The sequence below is a fragment of the Bradyrhizobium sp. HKCCYLRH3073 genome (assembly GCF_051167995.1).
GTDB lineage: Bacteria > Pseudomonadota > Alphaproteobacteria > Rhizobiales > Xanthobacteraceae > Bradyrhizobium.
In genome coordinates this window covers 63614-79897 of the sequence record NZ_JBNPUD010000015.1, presented here as the reverse complement: position 1 = coordinate 79897, position 16284 = coordinate 63614, and the positions used below count along the sequence as shown (strand labels likewise).

Below are 16284 nucleotides of genomic sequence, written 5' to 3'. Positions count from 1 at the left end.
AAACGATGCCAATAACGCCCCGACCGGCATCCTCGCGTGTGACCACGGCTGACGGCAGGTCTCCTGGCTCGCGGGTCGTCACCTCCACGTCGCCTTCCCGGGACCGAGATTTCCCAGTGGCCTCTGACGCGAGATTCGCCGCTTACAGTTGCGGGGGCAGCTGCGGCCTTCGGTCACGTCCCTTGCGAGACGTCTCCGGCACCGCATTCCCTATTGAGCCCCGGTCGAGGGGCACCGTCGCCGTCACCGTAGGAGTGCGGGCGCACCAAAGTCAATCCGGCGCCCGGCGATCTCCTGGCGATAACGCGCTGGAGTGGATTGCGTGTGGCGAACTCTCTCGGCCGCCGCGTTCGGCGTGAGATACCCGGCGCCCGCGACGCCCCACAGCTGTCGTTCGCAGGGACGACAGCGGGATGTGAGGCGCGAATCAATTCCGGCACGGATCGCTTGCGAGCGCCGCTTACTTCTCGACCTTGTTGTGCACCATCCAGAACCTCAGCGTGCGCTGGGCGGTGTCGAGGGACAGGCGGGAATAGTCGCGCTCGGCGAGCTTCAGCGTCTCGGTGTCGATGGCGTGCTTGATGGGGCGGTGGGTGAGAATCTTCGCGACCACCGACCAGGCCAGCCCGGCGGCGCGGCAAGGGATCAGCACGATGTCGGTGCGCGGGCCTTCCATCACCTTGGCGATCATCTCGGTCGGGACGTTGTTGAGCAGGCCGAGCGCGGCTGACACCTCGCCGAAGCGGCGGGTCTCGGCGAAGAAGGCGATGGCGGCATCGTTGAGCTCGTTCAGCCCCTTCATGCGCTTGACGGCCTCTTCGGCCAGCGTGAAGTCGCGCCCGACCAGGCCGCCGTCGCTGCGCGCAACGTCGGCGATCGCCTTGAGGATCTTCTTGATCTCCTGCTGCAGCGCCGGCGGCGCCGAGGCCATCAGCTTGGCGCGCACGGCTTCGGTCGCGCGGCGCAGCAGGTCGCGCAGATGCTTGGTGGGCAGGTCGACGCGCAGCCCGATGATCTCGGACAATTCGTCGTCGTCCTCGGCATGCGCCATCATCCCGGAATAGCCGGTCTCGGAGAAGCGCGCGGTCTGGTTGTTGGCGAGTTTGCGGATCACCCGGCGCTCGCCGCGGTCGACGATGATGTCGGTCACCGCCTCGGTCAGATGCGGGCGGCTGGAGATCGCCATCAGGTGATCCTGGCCCTTGGTCGCCGCGACCTCCACCAGCGTATGCTCGGTGAGCCGGCTCGAGTGCATCAGCACGTTCTCGGCCACCGAGATTTCGTCGTCGCGGGCGAGCTGCTGGATCAATTCGACGGGCGCATAGTCGACCGGCGCGAGATGCTTGCTGAGCTCGGCCCGCGCGCGGGTCTCGACCCGCGAGACCAGCATGCACAGCACGTTGTCGAACACCTTGATCTGGTCCTCGCTGAGGCGTTCGCCGTCATGCAGGAACAGGTTGGTGACCTGGCGCAGCGTGTTGACGCGCTTCGCCGAGGAGCCGCTGCGGACGGCCTCTTCGAGTTCGGTGATGATGGAGTTTTCTGAAAGCGGAAGCTGTTCTGGCTGTGACACGATCGCGCCCGTTGGTCCGGATTGCCGGAGCGACAGCAACGCGTGTGGGATCCGCTGCAAGGCTTTCGGCCGGGGCAGTTTTCGGCACGGGCGATAACAATGCGTTAGGGGCGGAGGGCGTAGTACTCCGGGGAAACACGGATACGGAAAATTAAGACGATACGCATAGAGGGGAAGACGGGTCGGAGCCCGGCGTTTCGGAGATTCGCCGGACAATCGATGGAATGAGGTGCGATCACCTCCTTGTAGACCCGGCGAAGACAGGCGAGCGAGGCGGAAAGGTTAACGATCTCATAAGGTCACAAACCTTCCTTCATCCAGTTTGGTCGCTGCCCTCGATCTCACGTCAGCTCTCATCCTCTCAAGCATTGAAACTTAAATCCCATTCTTGCCGCGGCCGTTTTGCCGACGCGCCGTGCGTTGCGTGCCGTATTCCGTTGTTCCGGGGCAGGCTCGGCGGGTGATGACCTCACGCGAAAAATCAGCGCCAGCATCTTGCCGCATCCCGTGCGATAATCGCCGCGCAAATCGTTGAGGTCCCCATGAAATCCGTCGTCATCACCGGCGCATCCACCGGCATCGGGTTCGCCTGTTCGAAGCACCTGCTCGCGCGCGGCTTTCGCGTGTTCGGCAGCGTTCGCAAGCAGGCCGATGCAGACCGTCTGCGCAGCGAGCTCGGCGCCAACTTCACGCCGCTGCTGTTCGACGTGACCGACGAGGCGGCGGTGAAGGCGGCCGCGGAGGAGGTGCGGGCGGCTCTCGCCGGCGAGGCGCTCGCCGGCCTGGTCAACAATGCCGGCATCGCCGTCGCGGGGCCGGTGACGGAGCTGCCGATCGCGCAGTTCCGCCATCAGATGGAGGTCAACGTCATCGGCCCGGTGATCGCGACCCAGGCGTTCGCGCCGCTGCTCGGAGCGGATCCCGCCATGAAAGGGGAGCGAGGCCGGATCGTGATGGTCAGCTCGGTGGCCGGGCGCAATGGCAACCCGCTGTTGGCGCCGTATTCGACCTCAAAGCATGCGATCGAAGGGCTGTCCGAGAGCCTGCGCCGTGAGCTGATGCTGTTCGGCATCGACGTGATCGTCATCGCGCCGGGCGCGGTGAAGACGCCGATCTGGGCCAAGGCCGACGAGGTCGACCTGTCGCCGTATCAGGCCTCGCCGTTCTTCCCGGCGTTGCAGAAGATCCGCGCCTTCATGCTGAATCTCGGCAAGTCCGGGCTGCCGGCCGAGACCATCGCCGCGCGGGTGGCCGACGCCTTGACCTTGCCGGCGCCCAAGGTGCGCTACGAGATCGCGCCCGACGCCATGAGGCAATGGATCGTGCGGGTGCTTCCGAAACGGACCGTCGATCGCATCATCGCCAAGCGGCTCGGCCTGATGCCCGCGACCAGGCCCTGATGCCGGCGATGACGACCATCGGCAAGACCCAGGCGGAGCTGACCCGCCTGGTCGAGGAGGACCTTCGCGCGCAGCCGGGCTGCGAGACCGCGCGCGTGCCGGCGGTTCATGCGCTCGACGTGCGCAGCGGCCGCAACTGGGAGATCCCGCACGTCGTTCTCGGCGACAGCCTGATCAGCGACGTCGACCGCGCCGTGATGAGCGTGCAGCGCCGGCTCGGGCGCGCGTTTCACCTGATCGACGATCCGGTCACGGCGTCGGACGCGGCAGCAACGCCGCAGGGCGACTCCTGAGCTTTCTCGCGGGGATGTAAGCCCCGCCGGCTCAGCTCAGCAGGCCCTGCCGCAGCGCCAGCCGCACCAGCTCGATGTCGGTGGCGACGCCGAGCTTGTCCTTGATCAGCGAGTGCAGGTTGGCAACCGTCTTCGGGCTGAGATGCAGCGCGGACGCGATCTCGTCCGTCGTCCGTTCGGCCAGCAGCATCTGCATCACCTCGAACTCGCGCGCGGACAGCACGTCGGCGGCGGCGCGCTCGCCGGAGAGGCGGCTGAGCGCGAGCTCGTGATCGATGTCGGGGCTGATCGCGATGCGGCCTGCCAGCACGTCCATGACGGCGCGCACGAGAGCCTCCGGCGGGCTGCTCTTGGTGACATAGCCGCGGGCGCCGGCGCGGATCGCCTGCACCGCGAAGCCGGCATTCTCATGCATGGTGAACACGAGGATGCGCGCGCCGCGATCCCATTGCCGGATGCGGCGGATGCCCTCGATGCCGCCGACGCCCGGCATCGTCAGGTCCATGATGACGAGATCGGGCCTGACCTCCTTGAACAGCCGGTAGGCTTCGGCGCCATCGGCGGCTTCGGCGACCACGCGCAGCCCCGGCTGCTTCTGCAGCATCGACCTGTAGCCCTCGCGGACCACGGCATGGTCGTCGACCAGCAGGATGGTGCCGGCGGGCGTCGTCATGCCGCGTAGGCCGTTTCCGGCTGCGCAGGCGAGAGGCCGGGCAGGGCCGGGAGCGGAATCTCGACGCGGAGGCGCGCGCCGCCGGACGTGGCCGCAAAACTCATCTGGCCCCCCATGGAGGCGACGCGCTCGCGCATGCCGAGCAGGCCCATGCCCGGCTTGTCGGGCGCATCGCCGGCAGGACCATCATCTTCGACGGTGAGCACGGTCGTGCTCTCGGGCGCCGACTGGGCCGGCCCGTCCTGAAGCGTCAACTGCAATCGCACGCGCGTCGCGCCGGCGTGCTTGACGGCGTTGGTGAGCGCCTCCTGCGCGATGCGGTAGACGTTGCTGGCGACGATGCCGGGCAGCCGGTCGACGTCGCCCGACAGGCTGATCTCGAACACGGTGCGGCCGTGCTGCCGCCGGTTCCAGCCGGCCACGAGGCCTTCGAGGCTGCCGGCGAGGCCGAGCTCGTCGACATCAGGCGGACGTAGCCGCATCAGCGCGCCGCGCAACTGCTCCATCATGTCGCTCGCGGTGCGCGCGATGCCGTCGCATTCGCCGACCAGAGCGGGGCAATCCTGCGCCGCGCTGTGACGGATCGACGCTGCGAGCGCCCGGATCGCCGCCAGCGACTGGCCGAATTCGTCATGCAGCTCGCGGGCGAGGTGGCGGCGTTCGTCGTCTTCCAGGGCAATCAGGCGCCGGGTCAATTCGCCGCGCTGCACCAGCGCCGTCTCCAGCCCCTCGGCGAGCTGATTGAAGGCATCGCGGATCGCCGAGAGCTCGGCGAGGTCGAACGGTGGCAGCCGCGCCGACAGATCGTTGGCGGCGATCCGCTCCAGCCCGGCGCGGATCAGCCGGGTCGGGCGCAGCGCGCGGGCCAGTGCGGCGTAGGCCAGCACGCACAGCAGCAGCAGCGCCGTCCCGAGTACCGGCAGCAGCCGGCCGAGCTCGCGCCAGGCGTCCGCGGTCATGACGCCGGCATCGATCCAGACGACCGCATCGCCGGTCCTCTCGCCGCGAAACCTGACTGGCCGTGCCGCTTCCCGGCCCGGATCGAACAGCCGCCGATACGGCATCGCGAAGGCGCGGGGCGGATCGTCCGCCTGCGCGTCCGCGCCGCCGCAGATCCGCTGCACGATCACGCCGTCGACGCCGCGATAGGCGATGCACAGCCCCGGTCCCATCGCCGCGGCCGCGACCGCGTCGAGATCGGGAAAGCCGGCCGGCGGGCTGTTGACCCAATGCATCTTGCTCTGCTGCAGTTGCAGCGTCCGGGCCGTGATCTCGGCGATCCGCGCGTTGCGCGCATGCACCGAGCGGTCGGTGTCGAACAGCACATAGGCGCAGATCGCCGCGAAGCAGAGCGCCGAGACCGCCGCGATGCGCAGCGTCAGGCGGTATTTGAGGTCGTAGCGGCTCCACATCTTCGGCGCGTCCATGGCAGCCCAGCCCGCCGGCATTTAACGGCAGAACCGCCCGGGCCAAAAGCGCCGCGGCCCGGTGGACAATGCGGTCGTGAAATTTTCCCGTGCCTCGCCGGGATCCTCGCCGCTGCAGTCATGCCGCGCCGGCATCTAGCTTCGGAGCGCCAGACATCGTTGCAGGGGAATCTCATGTCGAACCGCCGCCTCGTCCGTTGCCTCGTTTTCGCGCTTGCTCTCGCGGCCGGCCCGGTCCGCGCCGCCTCTGGTGATGTCCCGGCCGTGCTGGTCGATGATTTCAGCTATCTCGACACGTCCGGCGAGCCGGTCGATCAGACCGCAGCGCATCAGCGGCGGCTGGATGCGTTCATCGCCGCGCTCCGCCGCGATGTCGCCGCGGATGCGCGGCTGCGTCCGGTCAGCCCGTCCTGCGCTCCGTCCTGTCCGACCGATGCGTCGCCGGAGGCGCGGCTGCAGATGGCGGCGGCGGCCGGCGCCACCGTCGTGGTCACCGGTGGTGTCCAGAAGCTCTCGACCCTGGTGCAGTGGGCGCGGGCGTCGGCCATCGACGTCACGTCCCGTCGGGTGCTGTTCGACAAGGTCTTCACGTTCCGTGGTGACTCGGACGAGGCCTGGCAGCGCGCCGAGATGTTCGTCTCGCGCCAGGTTCGCGACGCGCTGGCGCCGCCGGAGCCGATCCGGCTGGCGCTCTTGCCATTCGAGCTCGACGACACCAGCGCAGGCGCTGCGCTCGGCGCGACGGAGTCCGACCAGAAGGGGCTGCAGGAGGCGACCGACGCGGTGCGGCAGCTGCTGGCGCAGTCCGGGCGCTACCGCCTCGTGGACGCCGCCGGCGAGATCAAGCCGGGGCAGCCGGTGCGTGAGTGCGACGATTGCGAGGCGCGAGTGGCGCGCGCGGTCGGCGCCCAGCAGTCGCTGCTCGGCATCGTCAGGCGGATCGGCCGCACCGAATACATCATCGGTTTTCGCGTCCGCCAGGCCGACAGTGGCACACTCGTCGTCGCCGGCGACAGCGGGCTGCGCCTCGGCGCCAATTATTCCTGGAGTCGCGGCGCGGTGCGTCTGGTGCGCGAGCGGCTGCTCGAGACCGGCTCGGAGCGCTGATCGCGGCCCGGCCATCGCTCCGGTCCCGGAGCTGTCGCCGGGAGCTGCGCCGGTCCGCCATGCCGGACGATCGGCGCGCGGCTCCGTGCAAATCCGGGCTGTTGTGATTTGTGACGATTTCATTACGGTCGAATGACAGGATCGGCTTCCTTGATCTGTCGGCATGCGCCGGCGAAGGGCGCCTGCTTTCGACCGGCTGATGTCACTGACCCCGAACGACCAACCGATCACCACGCTCGCCGCGGCGAGCGCAACACGCTCTGCCACCGTCCGGCTGTCCGCCGTCGCCGCGCCGCATGTGGCAGCGCTCGCTCTGATGCTGCACACCGAGACCGATTTCGGCTCGCGGCTCGGCTTCGTGCTGGCCTGGGGCATCCTGAACGGCTTCTGGCTGGTGCTGCTGCGGCGGCCTGCGGTGTCGGCCGCGCTGGCGCTGACCATGGTCGTGGTGCTGGTGCTGCTGTCGCAGCTCAAGCACGCTGTGGTCCAGATGACCGCGAACTTCGTCGACGTGATGCTGATCGATCACGACAGCGCGGCATTCCTGTTCACGATCTTTCCGAATCTCAAGCTGTCGGTGCTGGTGGCCGTCGCGGTCGTGTTGCCGCTGTTGGGGCTGCTGTGGTGGGCCGACCCGTTCCGGATCGCGCGGCTGCCGGCGCTCGCCGGCAAGCTCGCCTGCCTCGCGGCGCTGACGCTGTATTCGCTCAACTGGCGCGACGAGGCCTGGCGCGGCTACTATGACGACGGCTATCTGTCGAAATTCGCGCGCTCCGGCGTCACGGCGGTGTCCGACTTCCTCGCCAACGGCTTCATGGAATCCGACGCCACGGCTGATCGAAGTCTGGCTGCCTTCGTCCCGGATTCCTGTCATCCGGCCGCGCGCCGGCCGAACATCGTGCTGATCCACGACGAATCCAGTTTCGACATCCGCTCGGCTGAGGGCATCAAGGTGCCCGATGGCTATGGCAGCCACTTCAAGTCGTTCGACGGCAAGGCGCGGCAGTTCATGGCCGAGAGCAATGGCGGCCCGAGCTGGTTCACCGAGTACAACGTGCTCGCCGGCCTGTCGTCGCGCTCGTTCGGCCGTTTCGCCTATTTCGTGACGCGGATTGCGTCCGGCCGGGTCGAGCGCGGCCTGCCGCTGGCGCTGCGCAATTGCGGCTACGACACGGTGTCGCTCTATCCCGCGCAGGGCGCCTTCATGAGCGCGCGCAGCTTTCAGACCACTGTCGGTGTCGATCGTTTCCTCGACGCGCGCGATCTCGGCGCCAAGGGCGTCGAGCCCGACGGCTTCTTCTACGATGCCGCGCTCGATGTGATGCAGCACCGGCCGCGCGGCAAGCCGCTGTTCATGTTCGTCTATCTCGCCGCCAACCATTTCCCGTGGGAGACGACGTTCCGGCCTGATTTGACGCCGTCCTGGCGTGCGCCCGGCAATCTGCCTTCGATCGACGAATATCTGCGCCGGCAGATGATGAGCGCGGCGGACTATCAGCGCTTTCTCGCCAGCCTGAAGAAGAGGTTCGGCGACCAGCCGTTCCTGATCGTCCGCTATGGCGACCACCAGCCGGAGTTCTCGCCGCACATTCTCGATCCCAAGCTTGACGAGGCCGGCATCGGCGAGAAGCTCGAAAGCTACGACCCGCGCTATTATCGGACGTATTACGCGATCGACGCCGTCAATTTCGAGCCGCGCCAGAGCGCGGTCGTGATGGACCGGATCGACGCCGCCTATCTGCCGCTGGTCACGCTCGATGCCGCCGGAATTCCGCTCGATCCGTCCTTCGCCGAGCAGAAGGAGATCATGCTCCGCTGCAAGGGCGTGTTCTACGCCTGCGGCGACGGCGCCGAGGCGCGCCGCTTCAACCGCATGCTGATCGACGCCGAGCTGATCCGCGGGCTGTGACCGGCCGACGCCAAGGTCGGCCGATCAGGGGCGCAGCCGCCGCTGCTAATCCGCGGCCGCGTCGGTGACGATGCCGCCGATGTTCTGCCAGTGGGCGCCGTCGAACTGGATCATCTGCAACTGCTTGTTGACGCGATAATCGGTCGGCGAGGTCGTGATGCTGATGCCCGGCAGCAGCATGCCGAGCTCGACATGGTCGAGATGGGTGGCCTGCTTCAGCACGTTCTCCCGCGTCAGCTCGTCGCCGCACTGCTTCAGCACCTGGACCAGGAGCTCGGCGGTGATGTAGCCATAGACGTTGAAGTTCGAGCCCTTGTCGCCGTCGGGATAGTATTTCTCCATGAAGGCGAGATAGCGCTGCACGCCGGGGTCGTTCTTGAAGCCCTCCTCGAGCGGATCCTTGACGTAGCCGACGCTGATCAGACCCTTGGCATTCTCGAGCCCGGCGGGCTTCAGGGTGGCGCCCAGCGAATTGGCGTTGATGTCGACGATGTGGACCGGCTTCCAGCCGAGCTCGGCGACCTTCTTGATCGCCTGCGCCGCCTGCTTGGGCGTCGAGGCGCTGAACAGCAGGTCGGCGCCGGCGTCCTTCAGCTTCAGGATGTGCGAATCGATCGTCGGCTCGGTGATCTCGTACGACGATTCGGCCACGATCATCTTGGCGGCCTTGTCGCCCAGCCCGGCCTTGAGGCCGGCGAGATAGTCGCGGCCGAGATCGTCGTTCTGGTAGAGCACGCCGATCTTGGCGTCGGGATGGGTCTTGAGAATGTACTGGCCGTAGATGCGGCCTTCGACGACGTAGCTCGGATTGAAGCCCATCGTCCAGGGAAAGTTCTTGGGATCGGTGAAGCGCGAGGCGCCGGTGGCCGCGAACAGTTGCGGCACCTTCTTCGCGTTGAGATATTTCTGCACGGCGACGTTCGGCGCGGTGCCGATGATCTGGAACGTCAAGAGCACCTCGTCGCTCTCGACCAGCTTGCGCACCTGCTCGACCGTCTTCGGCGGCGAATAGGCGTCGTCATACTGGATCAGGTTGATCTTGCGGCCGTTCACGCCGCCCTGGTCGTTGACCATCTTCATATAGGCGGCCTGCGCCTTGCCGATGGTGGCATAGGCCGAGGCCGGGCCGCTCAGCGGCACGGTCTGGCCGACCTTGATCTCGCTGTCGCTGGCGCCGGTGTCGTACTTCTTCTCCGCAGCAAGCGCCGGCGCGGTCGCTGCCAGCGACAGCAGAGCAAGCGCGGCCAGCGCAGTGGTCCCATTCCTCATCACATCCACTCCCTGGTTATTTTTTGTGAAACTCATTCGGCCTTGATGGCGGCGTCGCGGATGACCGCGCTCCATTTTTTGGTTTCGTCGGCGATGAACTGGCCGAACGCCGTGGGGTCGCGCGGCTGCACGTCGAGCCCTTGTGCGAACAGCTTCTGCTTCACCTCGGGAGCGGCGAGATCGGCGATGATCTCGCGCGACAGCCGGTCGACGATGGCTTGCGGCGTCGCGCCCGGCGCCATGAAGCCGTACCAGCCCGACGCGACCACGTTCGGCAGGCCCTGCTCGCGCAGCGTCGGCGCCTGCGGATAGATCGCGCTCGGCTCGGTGGCGGCGACGCCGAGCACGCGAAACTGGCCGGCCTGGATATAGGGCAGCGCCGTGCTGATCGCGGTCAGCGTCGCGTCGACGCGGCCGGCGAGCAGCTCGGTGTAGGCCATCGAGTCACCGCGGAAGGGAATGTTGAGGCCGGTCACCTTGGCGTCGCGGAACAGCAGCTCGGCGGCGAGATGCGGCTGCGAGCCGGCGCCCGGCGAGGCGAAGGTCAGGCCTTCGGGCTTGGACTTGCCGTAGGCGATCAGCTCGGCCAGCGTCTTGTACGGCGCGTTGGCGCTGATCATCAGGAAGATCGGCGCGACGACGGTGCCGGCGACGGGGCGCAGATCCTTGATCGGGTCGTAGGTCAGCTTGCCGAACAGCGCTTCGGCGGTGACGTAGGGCGCAGCGGCGTAGAGCAGGGTGTAGCCGTCGGGTGCGGCGCGGGCGACGACGTCGTTGGCGATGCGGCTGCCGGCGCCCGGCTTGTTCTCGATGATGAACTGCTGGCCGAGGTGATGTTCGAACTCCGTCGCCAGAAGGCGCAGCGAGATGTCGCTGGCGCCGCCGGCGCCATAGGGACAGATCAGCCGCACCATGCGGGTCGGCCACTCGCCCTCGGCGCGTGCGGGATGGCTGCGGCCCAGGGCCAGCGCGGCCCCGGCACCGAGCAGGCCACGGCGCGTCATCGTCAATGGTCTCATCGCGCATCTCCCTGTCTGCTGCATCCCTTGTCCGGGCTGCTCCGGCGCGTTCTTCGCTGCGCCTGGTCGTATCTGTTCGCGCCGCGTCAGATCACCTTCCTGCGCGCGAGATCGTCCATCTCCTGGTCTGACAGTCCAAGCCAGCCCTGGTAGATCTCGAGGTTGTCCTGGCCGACGTCGCCTGCGGCATGGCGCAGCGTCGCCGGATCGTTGCCAAAGCGCGGTACGACGTTCGACATTGCCACCGAGCCGAAATCGCGGTCGGGCACGCGCGTGATCATCTCGCGCGCGATCGCCTGCGGATCGGCTGCGATCTGGTCGATCGCGTAGATCGGCGCGATCGTTCCCTTGGCCGCGGTGAAGCGGGCGACGACATCATCGAGGTCATGCGCCGCGCACCAGGCGGCGAAGATCGCATTGAGTTCGGCCGCATGCTTCACCCGCGAGGCGTTGTCGGCGAAGCGCGGATCGTCGATCAGGTCGGGACGATCGATGGCGCGGCAATTGGCGGCGTAGAGCGCGTTGGTGGAGCCGGCCAAGGTGACCCAGCGATCGTCGCGGGTGCGGTAGACCGCGGCCGGCGCCGAGTAGCCGTTGGCGTTGCCGATCCGGCTGCGGCTGAAGCCGAGCTGATCGTGCTCCACCGGCAGCACATCGAGCAGGCGGAAGACAGCCTCGGTCAGCGCGAGGTCGATTTCCTCGCCCGGCGCGTCGGGGTCGCGCGCCCGCTTCCACAACGCCGCGAGGACGCCAATCGCGCCGAACGCGCCGCCGATGGCGTCGCCGATCGGATAGCCTGGATGGGTCGGCTCTCCATCAGCCTCGCCGGTGATGTAGGTGAGGCCGCCCATCGCCTCGAAGATGCGGGCAAAGCCCGGACGGTCCTTGTACGGCCCGTCCTGCCCGAACGCGGTGGCGCGCAGGATGACGAGGCGCGGCTGGATCGACCACAGCACCTCTTTCGTTAGCCCCCAGCGATCGAGCGTGCCCGGGCGGAAGTTCTCGATCAACACGTCGAAGCGCGGCAGCAGCCGCTTGAACAGCGCGAGCCCGTCGGGCGTGCGCAGGTCGAGCGTCGCAAAGCTCTTGTTGCGGTTGGCGGTCTTCCACCACAGCGGCTTGCCGTCCTTGAACGGCGGAAAGGTGCGGACACCGTCGCCTTGGCCCGGCATCTCGATCTTCAGGACGTCGGCGCCGTAATCGGCGAGCAGCGTGGCCGCGAACGGCGCCGCGATGATCGTGGCGATGTCGAGAACGCGCAAACCCTGGAGTGGCCCGGCCATGTCGTGATGCACCTGTCTCAGCCGGCTTCAGCCGCAAGCGCCGGCTCCGGCGCGCGCCTGATGATCTCGGGCTCGGCTTCGTTGATGAGCGCCCGGATGCTGGCGGCGAGCGCCGTGATGCGCGGGCCGATCTCGGCCTCGAGCTGGCCCGGCTGCAGCCGGAAGGCGGGTATGCCGCAATTGATCGCGAAGGCGCGGCCGGAGCTGGCCGCGTAATGCAGCGGCGCGGCCACGGCGTGAATCGCCGGCATGTATTCGCCGATGCAGGTGCAGAACCCGCGATCGGCACATTGCGTGATGCCGCCGAAATAGAGTGCGGAAAAATCGCTCCATTGCTCGGCGTCGCCGGCGGCGAGCTGCGCGTCGAAACGCGAGGCCGCGCCTGGCGGCAGGATCGACGACGCGGCGCGCCCCATCGCGGTCGCGACCACCGAGATCGGCATGCCGATGTCGGGAACATGCGGGCCGACGTCGCCGGAGCGCGCGGTCTCGACATAGACCACGGCGCTGCCGTCGAGCAGGCCGATCGACACGGTGCCGCGGACGCTCGCGGCGAGATCCTGCATCAGCGGCCGCGCGATCTGCCGGAACGGCATGTCGGCGAGCAGCGGATGCGCCATCCGCAACGCGCGGATGCCGAGGCGATACTTCGCGAGCGCCTGATCGAACGAGAGGTAGCCGAGCTCGGTGAGGGTGTGGGTCAGCCGGGCCACGGTCGGCCGCGGAATTCCGGTCCGGACCGAGATGTCCATGTTGCCGAGCACCGCCGATCCGGTCCCGAACGCCTCCAGCACGAACAGGCCCTTGGCCAGGGTTGTGGCAAAGGCGGCATCGCTGGCGCTGTCCGCGAGCATCGTTTCGACGGCGCGGTCGCGGCTGATCGGGAGGGGGCGGGAAACGGACATGGTTGAAGAATGACCGATGACACCCGTGGAGTCCATATGCTTGTTATTTTCGGCTATGAGCGTCCACTATGTGGACAAAGCGGCTGCAGTTTCCTTTGCTGCGCCCCGCGCCTGTCCCCTGATCGAGGGTTGTGAACCGGCCGGCGGACCGCTACCGCTGTCTCGTCAACGTCCGGGAGGAAATCGATGTCGACCTCAGTCAAGCAGATGCTGGAAGCCGCCAACGCCGCGGTGCCGAAAATCGCGCCGGCCGAGGCGCAGGCGATGATCGCCAAGGGCAATACGCTCGTCCTCGACGTGCGCGATGCGCCAGAGGTCGAGAAGAGCGGCAAGATCGAAGGCGCGCATCACGTCTCGCGCGGCATGCTCGAATTCCGCGCCGATCCGGACTCGCCCTATCACGACAAGAATTTCAGCAAGGACAAGAGCGTCATTCTGTATTGCGCCTCCGGCGGCCGCTCGGCGCTGGCAGGGAAGACGCTGAAGGACCTCGGCTACGACAAGGTCTTCAATGTCGGCGCGTTCAAGGATTGGGCCGAGAGCGGCGGCGCGGTCGAGAAGCCGATCGAGCCGGGGATGTGAGATCACGTTCGATGCGGCGTTCGCATCACTGCGATGGCAACGAGCGCGGCAGCGAGACCTGACGCCGCGCCGACGCCGAGCGCCCAGCGCGGGCCGAGGCTGTCGGCCACCCAGCCCACGATCGGTGCGCCGATTGGCGTGCCGCCGAGTGCGACGCCGACGCGCAGCGCCATCACCCGGCCGCGCATGGAGGGCTCGGTCGCAAGTTGCATCAGGCTGTTGGTGGTGTTGGTGAACATGAGCGCCGCGACGCCGATGACGACGAGCGCGGCGCCGAACAGCCAGATGGTCGGGGCGAGCGCGGCCAGCGTGCAGCCTAGTCCGAACAGGCCGCTGCCTGCGAGCAGCGCGCCAAATCTCGGCCTGTGCCGGCTGGCGTTGAACAGGGCGCCGGCAACCGTGCCGACGGCCATGACCGAGGACAGCAGGCCGTAGCCGCGTGCATCGCTGTGAAAGACCTTGATCGCCATCGTCGAGACGAAGATCTGGAAATTGAGCCCAAACGTTCCGATCAGTGCGAGCATGATCAAGGTGGCCCGGAGCTCCGGGTGGGACCATGCGTAGTGAAAGCCGGCGGTGACGCTCGCCAGGACGTTTCCCTTGGCGTGCTGCGCCCGCGGGTTCGGACGCAGATCGGCGATGCGGAGCAGGTTCAACGACGCCAGCACGGCCATGAACGACGCGCCGTTGATCAGGAAGGCCCAGCCGGTGCCGAACGCGGCGATCACCATGCCGGCGATTGCCGGGCCGATCATCCGCGCGGCGTTGAACGATGTCGAGTTGAGCGCGATCGCGTTGGGCAAATCGTCGTTCCCGACCAACTCGGCGACGAACGTCTGGCGCACCGGAGCGTCGAAGGCTGCCGCGCAGCCGAACAGGAATGCGAACACGTCGACTTGCCAGAGCTGGACGACGCCGGTCACGGTGAGAAGGCCGAGGATGAGCGCGAACGCTCCCATCGTCGCCTGGGTGGCGATCAGGACCCGTCGCTGATTGAAATGGTCGGCCACGTAGCCGGTCAGAGGTAACAGCAGGAGCTGCGGCCCGTACTGCAGCGCCATCACCGTGCCGACGGCGGACGCGTTATGCGAGGTGAGCTGGATCAGCACCAGCCAAGTCTGAGCGGTGCGTTGCATCCAGGTGCCGATATTGGAGACGAGCGCGCCGGCCGCCCAGACCCGGTAGTTGAACTTGTGCAGCGACCGGAACATGCCCGGCGCCTTGCCCGTCATGATCGCTTCCGCAGATCGCCACCATGGAGCGCGCCGAAGTGTCGCGCGAGCATCAGGCCGATGGCGAGCGAGCCGAGGCCGAGAGCCACGACATCGCTTGTGTTTCTCAGTTCGAAATCGCCGACGCGGCAGACGAGCAGATAGCCGACGGCGACGTTGAACAGGCCCCAGAGCACGTTCACCGTCGACGAGGAGAGGCCGCGTCCCGAAGGTTTCGCGAACGGGCTCTGGAACGGCTGACCCATCAGGCCGGCGACGACATGCGGAACGGCGTTGGCCAGGAAGGCGCCGCCGAAGAAATAGGAAAAGAGATCAAGCCAGGTCATGTCAGGGGGGTCCTCGCGTCGAGCAGTCGGATGATGTCCGCAGACGTGCCGGTTTCGCCCAGTCGCGGAAAGACATGGGTGAGGCTGTACTGGTGCGCCTCGGGGCGCGTGTCGGTCATGGCGTCGACGGCGAGCGTGACGTTGAAGCCCTGCTCATACGCCACGGCGAGCGTGACGTTGAAGCCCTGCTCATACGCTTGCCGCGCCGTGGACTCGACGCCGGTGCCGGTGGCCACACCGGCAACGACCACCTGCGTCACGTCGCGCGCCTTCAATCGTGTCTCCAGATCGGTGCTGGCGAAGGCGCCCCAGGTCCGCTTGGTCACCACGATGTCGTGCGGTTGCCGGTTCAGCTCGGGGATGAGATCGGCCCAGTCCGCAGGGAACGGCGCGGTGAGACGTGGCGGCCGCTCGGTCCGTCCCGGGGCGGTGCCGGCGACATTGACCAGCACGACCGGAAGCCTGAGCGCGCGGAAACGTTCCGCCAAGGCGGAAGCGCGAGCGATGACCTCGCCGATCGGATGCAGCAAGGATGCGCCGACGATGCCTTTCTGCAGATCGACAACGATGAGCGCGGTATTCAGATCGAGCTGCGTGAGCGCCATTGATGATCTCCTCTTGCACGCGGCGCGCGTTTGCGCGCGGCCGTCACGCGTCAGTCGTCGACCAGGCGCCTGAGCAGCACGATGGCTGAAGCGAGTTGCTGCTGCTCCGCTGGCGAGAGCCGCGCCGCGATGGTGCGCGACAGCCAGTCCTGCCGCGCGGCGCGTCCTTCGTCGATCCGGACACGGCATGCCTCTGTCAGCGAAAGGATGGTCTGCCGGCCGTCCCCCGGGTCCGGCGATCCGCGCACCAGGCCGGCGCTTTCCAGCGCTGCAATGATTGGCCCCATCGATTGCGGCCGCATCCCCTCGATCCGCGCGAGATGCGAGGCCGTCGTGGGCCCGTCTTTTTCGAGGCGAAGCAGCACCGATACCTGAGACGGCGGCAGATCGCCCGCGTCAGCCTGCTCGCGCAGCCGGCGCTTCAGCTTGCCGGCGACCGCCCGCAGCTCGCCAGCCAGGGCATGGGCAGCGGGCGGGGGGACCTTCCGGGGTGACTGTCGGCTCATGCCGCAAGGCTATGGCAGGTCAGTTATGAAGTCAATCTTATAAGTTTAACTGATGATATGCAGGGTCCCCGGGGCGTTGTGGCTCGAACACGTTCGCTCGCTCTGCAAGAGCCCTTATCGGGCTCGCGCGCGAGAGATGATTGCGATCGAATTGGCCGGACAAGCAGTCGTAACG

The 16284-nt window shown here is 67.3% G+C and carries 16 protein-coding genes and 1 riboswitch; of the genes, 5 read left to right on the top strand and 11 right to left on the bottom strand.

The window, feature by feature from the left end; genetic code table 11:
* Window positions 1–36: 36 nt before the first annotated feature.
* Window positions 37–254, bottom strand: a riboswitch (cobalamin riboswitch).
* Window positions 255–460: 206 nt separating this feature from the next.
* The gene (locus ACQR1X_RS27580; protein WP_434900020.1) at window positions 461–1573 is read right to left on the bottom strand and encodes a DUF2336 domain-containing protein; all 1113 of its coding nucleotides are present in this window, start codon (window positions 1571–1573) and stop codon (window positions 461–463) included.
* A gap of 542 nt (window positions 1574–2115) precedes the next feature.
* On the opposite strand from ACQR1X_RS27580, the gene ACQR1X_RS27575 reads away from it, so the two are divergent.
* Complete coding sequence (locus tag ACQR1X_RS27575; protein ID WP_315805575.1) at window positions 2116–2973, top strand: SDR family NAD(P)-dependent oxidoreductase; 858 nt, start codon at window positions 2116–2118, stop codon at window positions 2971–2973.
* Window positions 2973–3266: a hypothetical protein gene (locus ACQR1X_RS27570; RefSeq protein WP_315805576.1), complete on the top strand. Its 294-nt coding sequence runs from the start codon at window positions 2973–2975 to the stop codon at window positions 3264–3266. The genes ACQR1X_RS27575 and ACQR1X_RS27570 overlap by 1 nt, the downstream gene beginning before the upstream one ends.
* A 31-nt stretch (window positions 3267–3297) precedes the next feature.
* On the opposite strand, the gene ACQR1X_RS27565 is transcribed toward ACQR1X_RS27570, so the two are convergent.
* Window positions 3298–3939: a response regulator transcription factor gene (locus ACQR1X_RS27565; protein WP_315805577.1), complete on the bottom strand. Its 642-nt coding sequence runs from the start codon at window positions 3937–3939 to the stop codon at window positions 3298–3300.
* On the bottom strand, window positions 3936–5351 hold the full coding sequence (locus ACQR1X_RS27560) for a HAMP domain-containing sensor histidine kinase (RefSeq protein WP_434900039.1): 1416 nt from the start codon (window positions 5349–5351) through the stop codon (window positions 3936–3938). The genes ACQR1X_RS27565 and ACQR1X_RS27560 overlap by 4 nt, the downstream gene beginning before the upstream one ends.
* Window positions 5352–5540: 189 nt before the next feature.
* Between ACQR1X_RS27560 and ACQR1X_RS27555 the strand changes: the two genes are divergently transcribed.
* A complete protein-coding gene (locus ACQR1X_RS27555) occupies window positions 5541–6473 on the top strand; it encodes a DUF2380 domain-containing protein (RefSeq protein ID WP_434900019.1) in 933 nt (310 codons plus the stop codon).
* Window positions 6474–6672: 199 nt separating this feature from the next.
* Window positions 6673–8382, top strand: coding sequence for a sulfatase-like hydrolase/transferase (locus ACQR1X_RS27550; RefSeq protein ID WP_434900018.1), 1710 nt, complete (start codon window positions 6673–6675; stop codon window positions 8380–8382).
* Between the two features lie 45 nt (window positions 8383–8427).
* Here the strand turns inward: ACQR1X_RS27550 and ACQR1X_RS27545 are convergent, their stop codons facing one another.
* From ACQR1X_RS27545 to ACQR1X_RS27530, 4 genes are all read right to left on the bottom strand, one after another.
* Window positions 8428–9651 (bottom strand): ABC transporter substrate-binding protein, encoded by a 1224-nt coding sequence (locus ACQR1X_RS27545; protein WP_434900017.1) that lies wholly within the window; start codon window positions 9649–9651, stop codon window positions 8428–8430.
* A gap of 32 nt (window positions 9652–9683) precedes the next feature.
* Entirely contained in the window at window positions 9684–10670 is a 987-nt protein-coding gene (locus ACQR1X_RS27540) for a Bug family tripartite tricarboxylate transporter substrate binding protein (RefSeq protein WP_315805581.1), read from the bottom strand.
* A gap of 86 nt (window positions 10671–10756) precedes the next feature.
* Window positions 10757–11953: a CaiB/BaiF CoA transferase family protein gene (locus ACQR1X_RS27535; RefSeq protein ID WP_434900016.1), complete on the bottom strand. Its 1197-nt coding sequence runs from the start codon at window positions 11951–11953 to the stop codon at window positions 10757–10759.
* A 17-nt stretch (window positions 11954–11970) separates the two neighbouring features.
* Window positions 11971–12858 (bottom strand): IclR family transcriptional regulator, encoded by an 888-nt coding sequence (locus ACQR1X_RS27530; protein WP_434900015.1) that lies wholly within the window; start codon window positions 12856–12858, stop codon window positions 11971–11973.
* A gap of 186 nt (window positions 12859–13044) precedes the next feature.
* Between ACQR1X_RS27530 and ACQR1X_RS27525 the strand changes: the two genes are divergently transcribed.
* A complete protein-coding gene (locus ACQR1X_RS27525) occupies window positions 13045–13440 on the top strand; it encodes a rhodanese-like domain-containing protein (RefSeq protein WP_316183553.1) in 396 nt (131 codons plus the stop codon).
* 2 nt (window positions 13441–13442) lie between these two features.
* On the opposite strand, the gene ACQR1X_RS27520 is transcribed toward ACQR1X_RS27525, so the two are convergent.
* The 4 genes from ACQR1X_RS27520 to ACQR1X_RS27505 are packed head-to-tail and all read right to left on the bottom strand — an operon-like array spanning window position 13443 to window position 16109.
* Complete coding sequence (locus ACQR1X_RS27520; RefSeq protein ID WP_434880274.1) at window positions 13443–14672, bottom strand: MFS transporter; 1230 nt, start codon at window positions 14670–14672, stop codon at window positions 13443–13445.
* On the bottom strand, window positions 14669–14998 hold the full coding sequence (locus ACQR1X_RS27515) for a hypothetical protein (RefSeq protein WP_315805586.1): 330 nt from the start codon (window positions 14996–14998) through the stop codon (window positions 14669–14671). The genes ACQR1X_RS27520 and ACQR1X_RS27515 overlap by 4 nt, the downstream gene beginning before the upstream one ends.
* Complete coding sequence (locus tag ACQR1X_RS27510) at window positions 14995–15603, bottom strand: isochorismatase family protein (protein WP_434900014.1); 609 nt, start codon at window positions 15601–15603, stop codon at window positions 14995–14997. Before ACQR1X_RS27510 ends, ACQR1X_RS27515 begins: the two co-directional genes overlap by 4 nt.
* Window positions 15604–15653: 50 nt before the next feature.
* Entirely contained in the window at window positions 15654–16109 is a 456-nt protein-coding gene (locus ACQR1X_RS27505; RefSeq protein ID WP_316239592.1) for a MarR family winged helix-turn-helix transcriptional regulator, read from the bottom strand.
* Window positions 16110–16284: the final 175 nt, after the last annotated feature.